The following is a 15,558-nucleotide window of genomic DNA, read 5'->3' on the forward strand; positions in this document are numbered from 1 at the left end:
GCGCGCCGGCCTCCGGCGCCCGGCAGGCCGGTTGCGTCGCGGGACGTTGCGCGCCACAAGGCATGACAGTCCGACCTTCGCATCCGGGACATCTTCTGACGTGAGCGCGAGCGAGAAGGCGAACGAGCCCTTCCTCATCACCACGGCGATCTCTTACCCGAACGGCGCACCGCATATCGGTCACGCCTACGAGGTGATCGCCACCGACTCCATCGCCCGCTTCCACCGCCTCGACGGGCGCGACGTGCTGTTCACCACCGGCACCGACGAGCACGGCCTCAAGATCCAGCAGACGGCCTCCCGCGCCGGCGTGACGCCGCGTGCCTTCGTCGATGACATGGCCGGGCGCTTCAAAGCCGTGGCCGACCGGCTCGACTGCAGCTACGACCGCTTCATCCGCACCACGCAAGCCGACCACTACGCCGCGGCCCAGGAGCTGTGGCGGCGGATGGAGGCCAACGGCGACATCTACCTCGCCAAATATGCCGGCTGGTACTCGGTGCGCGACGAGGCCTATTACGACGAGGCCGAGACCGCGCTCGGCCCCGACGGCAACCGCCGCTCGATCAAGACGGACACGCCCGTCGAGTGGATGGAGGAGGAGAACTACCTCTTCCGTCTCTCAAAGTACCAGGCCCCCCTGCTCAAGCTCTACGCGGAGCAGCCGGACTTCCTCGGCCCTGAGACGCGGATGAACGAGGTCGCGAGCTTCGTGCGCTCCGGCCTCAAGGATCTCTCGATCAGCCGCACCACCTTCGACTGGGGCGTGCCGGTGCCGGACCGGCCGGGCCATGTCATGTATGTCTGGGTCGATGCCCTGACCAACTACCTGACGGTGACGGGCTTTCCCGATGCGGGGGCAGCCAACGCCCGGTTCTGGCCGGCGAGCCTGCACGTCATCGGCAAGGACATCGTCCGCTTCCACGCGGTCTACTGGCCGGCCTTCCTGATGTCGGCCGGGCTGCCGCTGCCCAAGCGCGTGTTCGGCCACGGCTTCTTCCTCAGCCGCGGCGAGAAGATGTCGAAGTCGCTCGGCAACGTGGTCGATCCGCTCGATCTCGTCGGCACCTACGGCGTCGATCCGGTGCGCTACTTCCTCCTGCGCGAGGCGCCGTTCGGCAGCGACGGCAATTACGACCACGAGGCCATCATCAACCGCATCAACGCGGACCTCGCCAACGACCTCGGCAACCTCGCCCAGCGCTCGCTCTCGATGATCGCGAAGAACTGCGAGGGCACGGTGCCGGAGCCCGGCGCCTTCACGGACGCCGACGAGCGCCTGCTCGCCGCCGCCGCCGCCCTGCCGGAGAAGGCACGAGGGCTGATGCAGAATCTCGCCCTGCACGCGATCCTGGCCGAGATCTGGGCCGTGGTCGGCGAGGCCAACCGCTACTTCGCCTCCGAAGAGCCGTGGAAACTGCGCAAGTCCGATCCGGCGCGCATGAACACGGTACTCTACGTCACGGTCGAGACCCTGCGCCGGGTCGGCCTGATGGTGCAGCCCTTCGTGCCGACGGCGGGTGCCGCTTTGCTCGACCTGCTCGCCGTGCCGGTGAACGCACGCAGCTTCGCTTTTACCGGCTCGGAGCACCGCCTGCAGGGCGGCACGGCGCTGCCCGCCCCGGCCCCGATCTTCCCCCGCTTCGAGAAGCCGGAGGCGACGGCCTGACGCCGCCTCCCCGCATCGCTCCCTCCCCAACGAATCCGCTCAAGAGACCATGCTGGTCGACAGCCACTGCCACCTCGATTTCCCGGACTTCGCGCAGGACATTCCGGGTGTGATCGCCCGCGCGGCCGAGGCCGGCGTGACGCGCCTCCTCACCATCTCGACGCGGGTCGCCAAGGCCGACAGCTACCGCGCGCTCGCGGAGGCGCACACGGCGGTGTGGTACACGGTCGGCACCCACCCGCACGGCGCCGCCGAGGAGCCGGACGTGCCGGCCGACACCATCGCCGCGCTGGCCGATACGCCGCGCTGCGTCGGCATCGGCGAGGCGGGGCTCGACTACCATTACGAGGACGCCGCACCGGAGGCGGTGCAGGAGCGGGTGCTGCGCGCCCATATCGAGGCCGCCCGCCTCTCCGGCCTGCCGCTGGTGATCCATTCCCGCGACGCCGACGCGCAGATGGAAGCGGTGCTCACCGACGAGATGGCCAGCAGGCCCTTCAAGGCCGTGCTGCACTGCTTCTCGTCCGGCGCCCGGCTGGCCGAAGTCGGGGTCGAGCTCGGCCTGTCGGTCTCATTCTCCGGCATCGTCACCTTCCGCCGCTCGGATGCGCTGCGCGACATCGCCCGCAGCGTGCCGCTCGACCGCATCCTGGTCGAGACCGATGCGCCGTTCCTCGCGCCCGAGCCGCACCGCGGCCGGCGCTGCGAGCCGGCCTACACCGCCGACACCGCCCGCGTGCTGGCCAAGGCGCTCGGCCTGCCCTTGGAGGATTTCGCAGCGACCACCACCGCCAACTTCTACCGGCTGTTCTCCAAGGCCGCGGCGATCGAGGGCGTGAGCGCATGAGGATCGCGCGATGAGCACGGGGGAGGGCGCATGGCGAGTCTGACCCTGCGCATCCTCGGCTGCGGCTCGTCCGGCGGCGTGCCGCGGGTGGGTTACGGCTGGGGCGCCTGCGACCCGTCCGAGCCGCGCAACCGCCGCCGCCGCTGCTCGCTGCTGGCGGAGCGGCGCGAAGGGGACGGAAACGGGGGAGGGGGCGCCACGACGGTGCTGGTCGATACCTCGCCGGACCTGCGCGAGCAGCTCATCGACGCCGGCGTCACCCGCCTCGACGCCGTGCTCTACACCCACGCGCATGCCGACCACACCCACGGCATCGACGACGTGCGCCCGCTCGTCATCCACATGCACCGGCGCATCCCGGTCCATGCCGACCCCCTCACCCACGCGCTCCTCATGAAGCGCTTCGGCTACGCCTTCGAGACGCCGCCGGGCAGCCTCTATCCGCCGATCCTCGACCTGCATGAGATGCAGGCGGACGAACCGCTGACCATCGTGGGTGCGGGCGGCCCGATCGTGGCGGATGCCTTCCGCATGGAGCACGGCAACGAGATCGCCCACGGCTTCCGCTTCGGCCCCACCGCCTACGCGCCGGACGTCAGCGTGATGCCCGAGGCGGCCAAGGCCCGCCTGCACGGCCTCGACCTGCTCATCATCGATGCCCTGCGCGAAACCCCTCACCCCTCGCATTACTCGGTCTCGGACGCGCTCGCCCTGATCGAGGAGGTCGCGCCGCGCCGCGCCATCCTGACGAACCTCCACACCGATCTCGATTATGCGACGCTGGCCAGGAAGCTGCCGGGACACGTGGTGCCGGCCTATGACGGGCTGACGGCGACCCTGGATCTCTAAAGAAGATCAGGGCCTTACGGTCCGCATCTCCGGCCGGAAGAACAGCCCGGATTTCAGGCTGTCGCCGATGCGATGCGCCCGTTCGACGATGATCTGCGCGATCTCGGGCACGAAGACCTCCCTGGCGGTCTCCTCGAACAGGCCGAGCCAGCGCGCGAAATGCGCAGGGTTGATGCCTTCGATGCCGAGGTGGCGGCCGAACGGGTTGCCCTTGTAGCGGCCGGTCTTCAGCAGCACCGAGGACCAGAAATCGCGGATCGTGGCGAGATGGCGCGGCCACGCCTCGTCCGGAATCTTTGCCGCGAAGACGGGGCCGATCAGCGGATCGCGGCGCACCCGGGCGTAGAAGGCGTCGAGGAAGGCGGCCAGAGCCGCTTCGGTGAGTTCGGCCTGCTTCATGCGACAGCGCGGGATACGACAGCGCGGGGAGGGGGCTTCATGCCTGCGAAAGCCGCCCCTGCCCCGGTCAGTTCCGGGCGAGCGAGGGCTGGATCAGGCCGGCGCCGACGAGGATCTGGGCGGCCGCCGCCTTGGCGAGCTGGCGGTAGCCGGCATCGGTCATGTGCAGGCCGTCGGGGCCGATCATCTGGGCCGGGGTCATCAATCCGTGCGAGACCCAGGACTGCATCAGGGCGCGGCGGCGGATCACCGGCACGCGCAGTTCGGTGGCGAGCGCGTGCAGAGCCTCGCCGTAGCGCGCGGCACCCTCCATGCCAGAGAGCTTGCTGCACCATTGCTGGTCCATCAGCACCACGTCGGCCCCCGTGGCGCGGATCGCCAGGATGCCCGCGCGGGTCAGTTCGACGAAACGCTCCAGCGGCACCCCGGCGAGCGGATCGTTGCTGCCGGTCTGCCAGACCACGAGATCCGGGCGCTCGGCCAGCACGTCGCGCTCCAAGCGCCGCGCCATCGCCTCGGCGGTGTCACCACCCTTGCCGCGGTTGATTACGGTGATCGAGCGCCGGCTCGATGCGCCGATCTGGAGGCGCTCCTCCAAGTCGCGCTCAAGCAGGGCAGGGTAGGCCATGGCCGGTGACGAGGCGCCTGCCCCTTCCGTCGAGGAGGAGCCGAAGGCCACGATCCGCACATCGCCGTCGCGCCCGAGCTGTGAGGCGAGCCGTGCCAGCTTGGTTGGCAGGCGTTCGCCGGACGCCGGCATCTGCGGTGCCACGACCGGCGGCACATCGGGCTGCGCGCAGGCACCGGACAAGCCGAGCGGGCCGGCAAGGACGGTGGCGAGGATGAGACCGTAGAGCGGGTGGTTCAACATGGCGAAACGTCTGGCAGCCGATTCTGTTTCCCGATGTCTCCGGCTGTTGCCGGATGATTGTGACGATTGCGAGAGCGCCGCTCCAATCCGTGCGTGCCGCATGCCGGCGGCATTATCGGTATCGGAGGGCCAAAACCGGGAAAATGCCGACAGTTTATGGTTAACAGATACCTGCAGGGGCCTCTGCACCCGTCTCCATGTTCCATAATATATCTTATGCGAACGGCTTTCACGGGCTGCGAGAGACATGAACGGGCGCCGGATCCACGGCCCGAAGCGGCGCGCAGGCACTCTGTCGGACGCATGAGCCTGCTTCGGCCTTGCCTCACGCGAAGGCGCCCTGCCCCGGCCGACCGTGACGGCTCGCGGACGCTCCGTCAGGCGTCCGTCGGACCGGTGACGAAGACGAGGCGCACCACCGTGCCGCCCTCGTTGGCGTAGGTCAGCGTGCCGTCGAGCTGGCCGGCGAGCCCCTGAACGATCCGGAAGCCGAGACTGCGGCTCGTGTCCGGATCGAAGGTCGCGGGGATGCCTGGCCCGTTATCGGCGATGCTGAGCGACGCCTGCCCCGCTCCGAGGGTTTCGAACCGGATGGTGATGGTGCCGCGCTCGGTCCCGTGGAAGGCGTGCTTGAGGGCGTTCGTCACCACCTCGACCACGAGGAGCGACAGGGTGGTCAGGCGGGCGAGATCGAGGCGCACCGGCGGCGCATCGACGAGGCAGACGATGTTGCGCGCGCCCGTCGCGTCGAGCAGGTCGGCGCAGAGTTCCTGCAGGTACTGGCCCACGGGCTGGTCGGCCCGCGCCGGGTCGTAGAGGCGGCGATGGATGCGCGCGATCGTTTGCAGCCGGGCCTGCGCCTCGTCGAAGACGCCGGCCGCCTCCTGCGGATTGTCGATGACCTTGCGTTTCTGAAGAGCGAGGAGGGCCGCCACGAACTGCATGTTGTTGGCGACCCGGTGCTGCAGCTCCTGAAACATGGTGCGCTGCCGCTCGTAGAGTTGGGCGCTCACCGCCCGCTCCGCGCTCAGCCGTTCGCCCGCGACGCGCATCAGGTGGATGAGCGCGATGTCGACCGTGACGATGAAGGCGTAGAAGCCGAGCGCCAGTGCGGTCTGCGCATCGAGAAGGAAGATGTTCGCCTCGCCGATGAAGAAGTACCACGCGGCGAGCCCCGAGAGCACCGCGCAGATGATCCCCGGCCGCAGGCCGAAGAAGAACGCCGTCAGGATCACCGCCGGAAAGAAGGTCAGGAACGGGAAACCCGGCGGCAGCACGTCGTCGAGCGCGTGACGCAGGGCGATGGCGATCCCCGTCGCGCCCAGGGCGGCGACGTCGCCGAACCACGAAGGCGCGGGCAGCCGTCCGGCGGCAGGGGCGAGGGAGGACGGCATCTGGTGGGGAAAAGTCCGAAATGTGATTCGGATGAACTTTATCCGGTTTTCAGGCTCGATCTGTGTCCCGCCCACCGCGGTGCAGCTTTTTCCGCCCGTCGTTCGGGACGGGGCGGATGAGATGATGTTCAACCCTCGAGGCCATGCTCGATCGCGCTGCAATCGCGCAGGGTTCCAAGTTCCTCTTCTTTCGCGTTTTTGCACGCCCGGCGGGCATCCATTTCGGCGCAGGGCAATCTATTTCAGGATTGGCTGCGACCAGGAGCAGCACCCTCCCCCTCGCCTCTCGCTGTACTTGCCGTTGCCCTTCCTCGGTTCAACGGCCCGGGGATCGTGCCGCGCGCCGCCCGGCGATCTCGGCGATGAGGATGCCGCCGAGCACGAGGAGCAGCGCCAGCATCTCGGCCCCGCCGAAGGGTTCGCCCGCCAGCAGCACGGCGAGCCCCGCGCCGAAGACCGGCACGAGGTTGACGAACAGCCCGGCCCGATTCGGGCCGATCAGTTCGACGCCGCGGATGAAGGACAGCTGCGCCAGCAACGACGGGCCGAGCGCGACGAAGGCGACGATGGTCCAGGCCGTCGCGGTGGTGGGCCAGATCGCGTGGCCGAGCGCCCATTCGGCGGCGAGCGGCGGCAGCGAGGTGAGGAAGGCGGCCAGCGCCAGCGCGGTGAAGAAGGCGAGCCCCGACACGGCGGGGCGCCCGGCGAGCGCCACGGTGTATCCGGCATAGACGAGGCTCGCAGCGAGCATCAGACCGTCGCCGCGGTTGAGGCCGAGATGCGCCAGCACCGCGAGATCGCCGTGGGTGGTCGCCACCGCGACACCCACCAGGGTCACGGCGGCGCCGATCACCTGCCCTGCCCTCACCGGCACGCGGCGCACGGCGCGGTTCAGCGCCATGACGAAGACGGGAACCGCCCCCTGGATCAGGGCGACGTTGACCGCGCTGGTATAGGTGCCGGCGGCGTAGAACAGGCTGGCGAAGATGGTGAAGCCGCACGCGCCCATCAGGAACAGGTAGGGCCAGCGCTGCACCAGCCGGTCCCGGTCCGCCAGAACCTGGCGGCGGGCCACCACGAGCAGCACCGCGAAGGCGAAGGCCCAGCGCAGGGTGGTCAGCACCTGCGGCGAGACCTCGCCCACCGCCCACTTGCCGGCCACCGTGTTGCCCGCCCAGAGGAGGGTGGTCAGCGTCAGGATCGGGTAAGCCGCCGCGGAGGCGCGGGTGCCGGTGGTGCCTTGGGTCACGCTGGAAGATCCGTGTGCGACGCTCGTTCCAGTCCGATGCCATGCCGCGCCGGCCCCGGAATAGCCAGGGGAGGGCTCATCAGCCATTCGGTGAAGGGATCGCCCCTCCCCCCGCCGGGTTCAGCCTTTCGTCGGCTTGACGTTCCCCCGCGCCTGCCCGACTCCTCCCGCCACACCGGACGGAGCCGAACCCCTGCCCGCTTTCAAACCCTCGCGCCGCCACGCCGATCTCGGGCCCGACTTCTACGACGTCGTGGCCCCGGCCGACTTCCCCTCGGCGATCCTGCGCTACCGCAACCAAGCCTGGGCGCGGCGCGTCGGGCTCGACGATCTGTCGGACGAGGCGTGGATCGCGCATTTCGCGCGCTTCACCCCCCTGCCCGGCTCGTTCGAGCGGCCGCTGGCGCTGCGCTATCACGGCCATCAGTTCCGCTCCTACAACGCGGATCTCGGCGACGGGCGCGGCTTCCTGTTCGCGCAGGCGCACGACCGACGCGACGGGCGCCTGCTCGATTTCGGCACCAAGGGCAGCGGCACGACGCCCTGGTCGCGCGGGGCGGACGGGCGGCTCACGCTGAAGGGCGGCGTGCGCGAGCTGCTGGCCACCACCATGCTGGAGGCGCTCGGCGTCGAGACCTCGAAGTCGTTCAGCCTGATCGAGACCGGCGAGGCGCTGGAGCGGGGGGACGAGCCCTCTCCCACCCGCTCGGCGGTCCTGGTGCGGCTGTCGCATTCGCACCTGCGAATCGGCACCTTCCAGCGCTTCCAGTTCCTCGAACAGCCCGAGGCGATCGCCCGCCTCGTCGATTACGTGGTCAAAACCTACTATCCCGGCATCCAAGAAGCCGAGCCGGCGGAGCGGGCGGCCCTGTTCTTCGAGACGATGCTGGCGCGGGTGGCGCGGATGGGCGCGCAGTGGATGGCCGCGGGCTTCGTCCACGGCGTGCTCAACACCGACAACATCAACGTCACCGGCGAGAGCTTCGATTACGGCCCGTGGCGCTTCGCTCCCGCCCACGATCCGGCCTTCACCGCGGCCTATTTCGACGAGTGGGGCCTCTACAGCTTCGGCCGCCAGCCCGAGGCCCTGTTCTGGAACCTGAGCCGGCTGGCCGATTGCCTGCTCGGCCTCGTGCCGAAGGAGCGGCTGGAGGCGGGGCTGAAAGGCTTCGGCCCGGCGCTTCAGGACGCGTTCGCCGAGGCGATCCTGTTCCGGCTCGGGGTCACGCCCGCGCAAGGGGAGGGCGAGGGCGCGGTTCACCGGCTGGTCGGTGCATTCTGGGCCTTCCTCGAGACCAGCCGCGCGCCGTTCGAACAGGTCTTCTTCGATTGGCGCGGCGGGCTGGCGAGCGAACCCCGCGCGGCCCGGAGCCCGGCGGGCGAGCACTACGCCAGCGATGCCTTTCGCCCGGTGCACACCGCGCTCCAGGCGATGCGTCCCGCCGCCAGGGCCAACCTCGACCACCCTTACTTTGCCCGCGAAAAGCCCTGCACGATGCTGATCGACGAGGTCGAGGCGCTCTGGGCGCCGATCGCCGAGGCCGACGACTGGTCGGCGCTTCACGCCAAGCTCGCCGAGATCGAGACCATGGCCGGGGCCTACGGCACGCAAGCCCTCCCCCCGGAGGCCTGAGGCGGGCATGGCGCAGCGTTTCGCTCTGCGGGGTCGCACCGCCCTCGTCACGGGGGCGGCGAGCGGCATCGGCGCGGCGCTGAGCCGCGCGCTGGCGGGGCGCGGCTGCGCCCTGGCGCTGGCCGACCGCGACGCGCAGGGCCTCGCCGAGACGGCGCGCGCCGCCCGCGCTGCCGGCGTCACGGTCAGCGAGCATGTGCTCGATCTCGCCGACCGGGATGCCTTGCTTGCCCTGCCGGAGGCGGTCCGCACCCGCCACGGCGGGCTGCACCTCCTCGTCAACAATGCCGGCGTGGCGCTCGGCGGCCGGTTCGAGGACACGGACCCGGCCGACATCGACTGGCTGATGGACGTGAACCTGCACGCCGTGATGCGGCTGACCCATGCCTGCCTGCCGCTGCTGCGGGCCGAGGCCCAGGCGCAGATCGTCAACCTGTCGAGCGTGTTCGGCATCATCGCGCCCGCGGGACAGGCGGCCTACGCGGCGAGCAAGTTCGCGGTGCGCGGCTTCACCGAGGCCCTTCGCCACGAAGTCGAGGGCACGGGGCTCGGCGTCACCCTGGTGCATCCGGGCGGGGTCGCCACCGCCATCGCCCGCAACGCCCGGCGGCCCCGCACCATGGATCCCCTTGAAGCCGCCGAGGCCCATCTCGCCTTCGAGCGCCTCCTGACGATGAGCCCGGCGAAAGCCGCCGAGGCGATCCTGCGCGGAATCGAGACCCGGGCGCCCCGCGTGGTGATCGGCGCCGACGCCCGCCGCGCCCTGCTGATCCAGCGCCTGATGCCGGTGCGCTACTGGTCGCTGATCCGCCGCGCCGTTCGAGACACGTGACCATGGCCAGCCTGCGCGCCCATCTCTACGATCTCACCATCCGCCTCGCGGTGAAGGGGCGGCTCGGCGGTACCCACGATGTCTACGCCATCCGCCGCGCCTTCGAGGGTGCCCGGTTCCCGACGCCGGCCGGCGTCGCCTTCACCCCCGGCGAGGTCGGGGGCGTGCCCGGCGAGTGGGCGGAGGCCGAAGGGGCGAAGACGGAAGGGACCGGCGCGAAGGGCATGCGCCCCACCCTGCTCTATTGCCACGGCGGCGGCTTCATCGCCTGCTCGGCGCAATTGTACCGCCCGGTCACCGGCCGCTTCGCTCGAGCCGGCTTCCGGGTGTTCACGCCGGATTACCGGTTGGCGCCGGAGCACCCCTTCCCCGCGGCGATCGAGGATTGCGCGCGCGTCTGGGCCACGCTCGCGGAAGCGGGCCCGGCGGTCGCCGCCGGGGATTCCGCGGGCGGCACGCTGGCGCTCACCACGATCATCGAGGCGCGCCGCCTCGGCCTGACCCCGCCCGTGGCGGCCGCCCTGTTCTCGCCGGCCACCGACCTGATCGGCCGCAGCGCCTCGTTCCGCACGAATGGGCGGCGCGACGCGATGTTCCGCCCCGAGGCGCTGATGCGGCTGGTTCCGGCCTACCTCGCCGGGGCCGACCCCGCCGACCCGCGCGCCTCGCCGATCGAGGCGGACCTTTCCGGGTTTCCGCCGCTCCTGATCCATGTCGGTGCCCGCGAGATCCTGCGCGACGATTCCCTGCGCCTCGCCGAGAAGGCGAAGGCCGCGGGCGTGCCGGTCGAACTCACGGTGTTTCCCGTGGTGGCGCATGCTTGGCAGCTCGCCGAAAGCTTTCTGCCCGAGGCACGCCGCTCCCTCGACGAGGCCGCGCTTTTCCTGCACCGCGCCCTGAAAGCGGTCGCCCATCCCGAGGCGGAGGCCACCGCGTGAGCGAAGCGCCCCTCGATCTCGTCATCGTCGGCGCCGGCTTTTCCGGCCTCGCCATGGCGATCCGCGCGCGGCAGGCCGGGTTCGACCGCCTCCTCGTGTTGGAGAAGGCCGCGGGCGTCGGCGGCACGTGGCGGGAGAACACCTATCCGGGGGCCGCCTGCGACGTGCCCTCGCAGCTCTACTCCCTCTCCTTCGCCCCGAAATCCGACTGGTCGCGCCTCTTCGCGCCGCAGCCCGAGATCGAGGCCTATCTCGAAGGGCTCGTGGCCGCGCACGGCCTCGCGCCGTTCCTGCGCCTGGAGACGTGCGTGACGCGCGCCGTCTTCGATGCGGGAGCGGGCCTGTGGCGGGTCGAGACCGACAGGGGCGTCGTCTCCGCCCGCGTGCTCGTCGGTGCCATGGGCGCCCTGCACCACCCTGCCCTGCCCCGCCTCCCCGGCCTGGAGCGGTTCTCGGGAAAAGCCTTCCACTCGGCGAGCTGGGATCATTCCTGCGACCTGAGGGCCAAGCGCGTCGGCGTGATCGGCACGGGGGCGAGCGCGGTGCAGTTCGTGCCGGAGATCGTCGGCCGCGTCGCCCACCTCACCCAGTTCCAGCGCTCGGCCCCCTGGATCCTGCCCCGCGGCGACCGCCCGACCGGGCGTGGTCTCCAGCGGCTGATGCAGATCGCCCCCCTGCGCCGTCTCCACCGCGCCTCGCTGTTCTGGCGCCGCGAGGTCGCGGCGCTCGCGGGCTTCACCCGCGTCTCGCGCGTGACGGCGCTGGCGGAAGCGTGGTCCCGCCGGCACCTCGCGGCTTCGATCGCCGATCCGGCTCTGAGACGAAAGCTCACGCCCGATTACCGGCTCGGCTGCAAGCGGGTGCTGCTCTCCGACGACTATTACCCGGCGCTGGCCCGGCCCCATGCGAGCCTCGTCACCGCGCCGATCCGCGAGGTTCTGCCCCACGGCATCGTCACGGCCGACGGCGCCGAACATCCGCTCGACGTGCTGATCTTCGCCACCGGCTTCTCCCCCGGCGGCAGCGTTCTGCGCACGGAGGTGATCGGACGCGACGGGTTAAGTTTGCTGCAAGCCTGGAAGCAGGGAGCGGACGCCTTCCGCGGCGTCTCGGTGGCAGGCTTCCCGAACTTCTTCCTGTTGCTCGGCCCCAATACCGGGCTCGGCCACAACTCAGTGCTGCTGATGGTCGAGGCGCAGGTCGCGCACGTGCTCGGCGCGCTGCAACGGCTGCGCGACCAGCCCGGCGGCGTGCTGGAGGTGCGCCCCGCGGCTCAGGCACGCTTCCGCGCCGAGGTCGATGCGCGGATGGAAGGCAGCATCTGGATGCGGGGCGGCTGCGGGAGCTGGTATCTCGACCGTTCGGGGCGCAACCGCACCCTCTGGCCTGGGACGGTCGGTGATTACGTGCGCGGCACCGAGCGGATGCGGGCGGAGGATTACGACTTCATCGGTTCCTCAGGGCTCCGCCCTGGACCCGCGAAAGGGCTTGCCCTTTCGAAACCCTGATGATCGCGGCCGGTCCTGTTTGCGCTCGACCTCCAGGCGGATGCCCCGGCCGGCCAGGAGGATTTCGGCGAGGAAGGCCAGGATCGCCAGGACGGTGCAGGCGAGCGCGAGGCCGAAGCAGGCGAACAGCACGGAGGCCGCGGAGGCGTCCCTGAGCGCGCCGACGAACAGGGTGAGCACGGCCGCGCCGGTCATCACGCCGCCGAGGCTCGCCAGCACCACGGCGAGATCGAGCAGAAGCGAGCGCTGGCGCAGATAGGCGAGGCGGCGGGCCAGCGTCGCCCGCGCCGCCTCGTCCGCACCGGGCAGGCTGGCCGAGAGCGCGTCGACCTTGTCGGCGACGCGGCCGAGGCGGGTCGAGAACACGTTGAGCAGGGTCGCCAGCGCCGAGAGTAGGAAGGCGGGGGCGAGCGCCACTTGAATGATGTGGGCGATGCTCTCGGGATCGCCCGTCGCGGTCTGGAACATGCTGTCGGGCTCGTCTCAAGTCCGGCGGGCCCGGCGCCGCTCGCGGAAGATGAGGGCGAGGTTGCGCAGGTAGATGAAGGTGGACAGCCCCTGCCCGATGATGATCACCGGCTCCCGGCGCACGAAGCCGTAGACCAGGGTCATCAGCCCGCCGATGATCGACAGGAACCAGAACGAGAGCGGCATCACGCTCTTGCCCGCCCGCTCGCTGGCGATCCATTGCAGGATGAAGCGCGAGCCGAACACGAGCTGCGCCCCGATGCCGAACACCAGCCAGAAATCGAAGCGGGTGACGAACACGTCGTAGAAATAGGCCGGCAGGTCCTCGGCGAGCTGGATCAGCATGGATTCACCGGCTCTCGCTGTGCGGGATTTCCTCGGCCCGCGGGGCTGGGCGCCGCCGCCGGATCAGCCACCACACCCCGGCCAGATCGAGGATGCCGACCCAGAGCCGGTCGAACATCCCGTAATTCGAGTGCCCGGTGAAACGGGGCCGGTCCACCACGTCGCGGTGGACGACGCCGAACCCTTCGCGCGTGACGAGCGCCGGCATGAAGCGGTGGAGCGCGTCGAAATAGGGCAGCGTGAGGTAGACCTCGCGGCGAAACACCTTGAGCCCGCAGCCGGTATCGCGGGTGGCGTCCTTCAGGATCTTTCCGCGCACGCCGTTGGCGATCCGCGACTGGAACTGCTTCCAGGCCCCTTTCCGGCCGATCCGCTGCCCCTGGGCCAAGCCGACCGTCGGGCCTGCCTGCTCAAGGGCGGCATAGAGCACGGGGATGAAGGACGGATCGTTCTGGCCGTCGCCGTCGAGCGTGGCGAGGACGGGCGCGCGGGCGCGCAGCACGCCGCTGCGCACCGCCCCGCTCTGGCCGCCGCCGCGGTCGTGGCGCACCACCCTGAGCCACGGATTCTTGGCCTGCAGGCTCCGGAGGGTGGGCAGCGTCGCGTCGGTCGAGCCGTCATCGACGTAGATGACCTCGAAGGGCGCCAGGGTCTGGCAGGCATGGCCGATCTCGGCCACCAGGGCCTCGATGTTGCCGGCCTCGTTCTTCACCGGCACCACCACGCTGAGGCGCGGCGGCTCGGATTCGGTCGTCGTGCTCATGGTGTGGCACCCGGCAGCGCGGCGTAGGCGGAGACCCCGACCGGCTTGCCGCCGTTGATGTTGAAGCCGGTGACCCGGCCGACGGGGCTAAGCGGCTGCCCGCCTTCGGCCGCCGCGAATTCGGCGGCGAACCGATCCTCGACCAGCACGAGGCGGCAGCCGCCCTCTCTGAGGAACGCGATGGCCTCAGCGCCGGAATTCAGCATGGCCAGATCCGTGCCGACGGTGAAGACGAGGCTCGGCTCGCGAAGGCCGAGGCTCGCCACGCGCGGCGCCTCGCAGGGCAGGGCGTCGCGGATCGCGGCGAGCCGCGGCGAGACCTTGAGGCTTTGCAGCACCGGCTGGGTCAGGCCGAACACGGCGCCCGACAGCACCACCGAGGCGGCGACGGCGAGCACCAGAGCGCCCTCCCCTGCCTCTGGTCGTGTCCCTAGCCCCGCCCCTTCTCTCGCCCCGCGGGCAAAAGCGGCCCAGGCGAGGCCGGCGAGGACGCAGGCGGCGAGCAGCGGCGGCAGGGCGCCGAGCGGCAGCACGCCATCGAGCCGCCACGCAGCGAGGCTGAGACCCAGCGTCAGCCCGACCGGGATCAGCACGACGAGCCCCGCTACCCAGCGCGCGCCCGGACGCCGCGGATCGAGCGCGCCGCGCGACAGCGCCAGCACGGTGAGGATCGCCACCGCCGGCATCAGGGGGAGGACATAGTGCGGCAGCTTGGTCGGCACCGCCTCGAAGATCAGCCACATCGGCACGATCCAGGCCAGCAGCAGCGCCACCGCCTCCTCGCCCCGCCGCGCCCAGGCAAAGGGAAGGCTGAGGGCGGCGAAGGCGGCACCCGGCCAGAAGGTGGCGAAGAAGGCGAGCGCGTAGGCGCCGGGTGGGCCCCAATGCTTCTCGGCGCCGGTGCCGACCTTGCCGAGCATGTCGCGCCCCACCGCCTCGCCGAAGAAGGCGCCGCCGCTCTTCCAGGCGATCGCCAGGAACCAGGGCGCCACGACCGCGAGCGTGATGAGGAGCCCCAGGCGCGGGCGCAGGTCGAGCAGCCAGCGGGCCGAGCCCTCGCGCAGACACAGCACGAAGGCGGCGAGCCCGGCAAACAGCGGCACCATCGGTCCCTTCACGAGGATGCCGAGCGCGAGTCCGAGCCAGAAGACCAGGGCCGTCCCGAGCGAGGCCGGGCCGCGGCGCCGTTCCAGCCGGGCGCGCCCGAGCCAGGCCCGGGCGAGCGCGCCGAAGGCGGCGACCGAGCAGGCGGTGAGCAGCGCGTCGGTCTTGGCCAGCCGCGCTTCCGCCGAGAGCATGATGCAGGCGGAAAACAGGGCGGCGGCCAGCAGCGCCCGGCGCCGGTCGAGGACGGCGAGGCCGGCCCAGTAGGTCAGCAGGACCGCCGCCAGCGCGCCGAGGAGCGAGGGAATCCGGTAGAGCCCGATCTGCGTGCGCGCCCGGTCCACACCGAGCGCCTCGCCGGCCGCGACGGCGGCGGCCTGGGCCCAGTAGATCCCGACCGGCTTCTTATGGCGTGCCTCGGCCTGGAAGCGGATGTCGACGAGGTCGCCCGTCTCCAGCATCTGCTTGGAGGCCTGGGCAAAGCGCGGCTCGTCCCGGTCCATCGGCTGGAGCGAGGCAAAGCCCGGCAGGAAGCTCGCGAGACCGATCAGCAGGAGCAGGAGGCAGGCACGGAGATGGCTCGCGGCCCCGAAGGACAGCACCCGATCGCCAAGGCGCAGCGCGCCGTCGAGCGGCCAGCCACTCTCCGCTCGTGAGAGCGCGACCGGCACGACGCCAAGGCGCGTCAT

The 15,558-nt window shown here is 70.8% G+C and carries 15 protein-coding genes; 7 read left to right on the forward strand and 8 right to left on the reverse strand.

What is annotated here, in order from left to right; all coding sequences use genetic code 11:
- Positions 1-100 precede the first annotated feature (100 nt).
- From metG to E4V01_RS04230, 3 genes are read left to right on the forward strand one after another with little or no spacing between them, the layout of a single operon-like run.
- Positions 101-1,669: a methionine--tRNA ligase gene (gene metG / locus E4V01_RS04220; RefSeq protein ID WP_135297495.1), complete on the forward strand. Its 1,569-nt coding sequence runs from the start codon at positions 101-103 to the stop codon at positions 1,667-1,669.
- Between the two features lie 49 nt (positions 1,670-1,718).
- Positions 1,719-2,516 carry a TatD family hydrolase gene (locus E4V01_RS04225; protein WP_135297496.1) on the forward strand — a complete coding sequence of 266 codons (798 nt, stop codon included), beginning with the start codon at positions 1,719-1,721 and terminating at the stop codon, positions 2,514-2,516.
- Between the two features lie 30 nt (positions 2,517-2,546).
- The gene (locus E4V01_RS04230; protein ID WP_135297497.1) at positions 2,547-3,365 is read left to right on the forward strand and encodes an MBL fold metallo-hydrolase; all 819 of its coding nucleotides are present in this window, start codon (positions 2,547-2,549) and stop codon (positions 3,363-3,365) included.
- Positions 3,366-3,371: 6 nt separating this feature from the next.
- On the opposite strand, the gene E4V01_RS04235 is transcribed toward E4V01_RS04230, so the two are convergent.
- The 4 genes from E4V01_RS04235 to E4V01_RS04250 all read right to left on the reverse strand — a co-directional run bounded on the left by E4V01_RS04235 (position 3,372) and on the right by E4V01_RS04250 (position 7,278).
- Positions 3,372-3,764, reverse strand: coding sequence for a group III truncated hemoglobin (locus E4V01_RS04235; protein WP_060771420.1), 393 nt, complete (start codon positions 3,762-3,764; stop codon positions 3,372-3,374).
- Between the two features lie 67 nt (positions 3,765-3,831).
- On the reverse strand, positions 3,832-4,635 hold the full coding sequence (locus E4V01_RS04240) for an SGNH/GDSL hydrolase family protein (protein WP_135297498.1): 804 nt from the start codon (positions 4,633-4,635) through the stop codon (positions 3,832-3,834).
- A gap of 377 nt (positions 4,636-5,012) precedes the next feature.
- Positions 5,013-6,029, reverse strand: coding sequence for a sensor histidine kinase (locus tag E4V01_RS04245; RefSeq protein WP_135297499.1), 1,017 nt, complete (start codon positions 6,027-6,029; stop codon positions 5,013-5,015).
- A gap of 316 nt (positions 6,030-6,345) precedes the next feature.
- Positions 6,346-7,278: a DMT family transporter gene (locus E4V01_RS04250; protein ID WP_135297500.1), complete on the reverse strand. Its 933-nt coding sequence runs from the start codon at positions 7,276-7,278 to the stop codon at positions 6,346-6,348.
- A 136-nt stretch (positions 7,279-7,414) separates the two neighbouring features.
- Between E4V01_RS04250 and E4V01_RS04255 the strand changes: the two genes are divergently transcribed.
- The 4 genes from E4V01_RS04255 to E4V01_RS04270 are packed head-to-tail and all read left to right on the forward strand — an operon-like array spanning position 7,415 to position 12,189.
- The gene (locus E4V01_RS04255; RefSeq protein ID WP_135297501.1) at positions 7,415-8,911 is read left to right on the forward strand and encodes a protein adenylyltransferase SelO; all 1,497 of its coding nucleotides are present in this window, start codon (positions 7,415-7,417) and stop codon (positions 8,909-8,911) included.
- A 7-nt stretch (positions 8,912-8,918) separates the two neighbouring features.
- Positions 8,919-9,743: an SDR family oxidoreductase gene (locus E4V01_RS04260; protein WP_135297502.1), complete on the forward strand. Its 825-nt coding sequence runs from the start codon at positions 8,919-8,921 to the stop codon at positions 9,741-9,743.
- 2 nt (positions 9,744-9,745) lie between these two features.
- The gene (locus tag E4V01_RS04265; protein ID WP_135297503.1) at positions 9,746-10,681 is read left to right on the forward strand and encodes an alpha/beta hydrolase; all 936 of its coding nucleotides are present in this window, start codon (positions 9,746-9,748) and stop codon (positions 10,679-10,681) included.
- Positions 10,678-12,189 carry an NAD(P)/FAD-dependent oxidoreductase gene (locus E4V01_RS04270; protein ID WP_135297504.1) on the forward strand — a complete coding sequence of 504 codons (1,512 nt, stop codon included), beginning with the start codon at positions 10,678-10,680 and terminating at the stop codon, positions 12,187-12,189. The genes E4V01_RS04265 and E4V01_RS04270 overlap by 4 nt, the downstream gene beginning before the upstream one ends.
- Here the strand turns inward: E4V01_RS04270 and E4V01_RS04275 are convergent.
- Genes E4V01_RS04275 through E4V01_RS04290 form a run of 4 tightly spaced genes read right to left on the reverse strand, consistent with a single transcriptional unit; the run spans position 12,139 to position 15,558 of the window.
- Entirely contained in the window at positions 12,139-12,657 is a 519-nt protein-coding gene (locus E4V01_RS04275) for a DUF2721 domain-containing protein (protein WP_135297505.1), read from the reverse strand. The two genes, E4V01_RS04270 and E4V01_RS04275, sit on opposite strands and share 51 nt — an antisense overlap.
- Positions 12,658-12,672: 15 nt before the next feature.
- Positions 12,673-13,002: a lipid-A-disaccharide synthase N-terminal domain-containing protein gene (locus E4V01_RS04280; protein ID WP_060771411.1), complete on the reverse strand. Its 330-nt coding sequence runs from the start codon at positions 13,000-13,002 to the stop codon at positions 12,673-12,675.
- A 4-nt stretch (positions 13,003-13,006) separates the two neighbouring features.
- Positions 13,007-13,765, reverse strand: a complete 759-nt coding sequence (locus tag E4V01_RS04285) for a glycosyltransferase family 2 protein (protein ID WP_060771410.1) — start codon at positions 13,763-13,765, stop codon at positions 13,007-13,009.
- Positions 13,762-15,558, reverse strand: coding sequence for a glycosyltransferase family 39 protein (locus tag E4V01_RS04290; RefSeq protein ID WP_135297506.1), 1,797 nt, complete (start codon positions 15,556-15,558; stop codon positions 13,762-13,764). The genes E4V01_RS04285 and E4V01_RS04290 overlap by 4 nt, the downstream gene beginning before the upstream one ends.

Origin of the sequence: Methylorubrum sp. Q1, from assembly GCF_004683995.1 — a bacterium.
Taxonomy (GTDB): domain Bacteria; phylum Pseudomonadota; class Alphaproteobacteria; order Rhizobiales; family Beijerinckiaceae; genus Methylobacterium.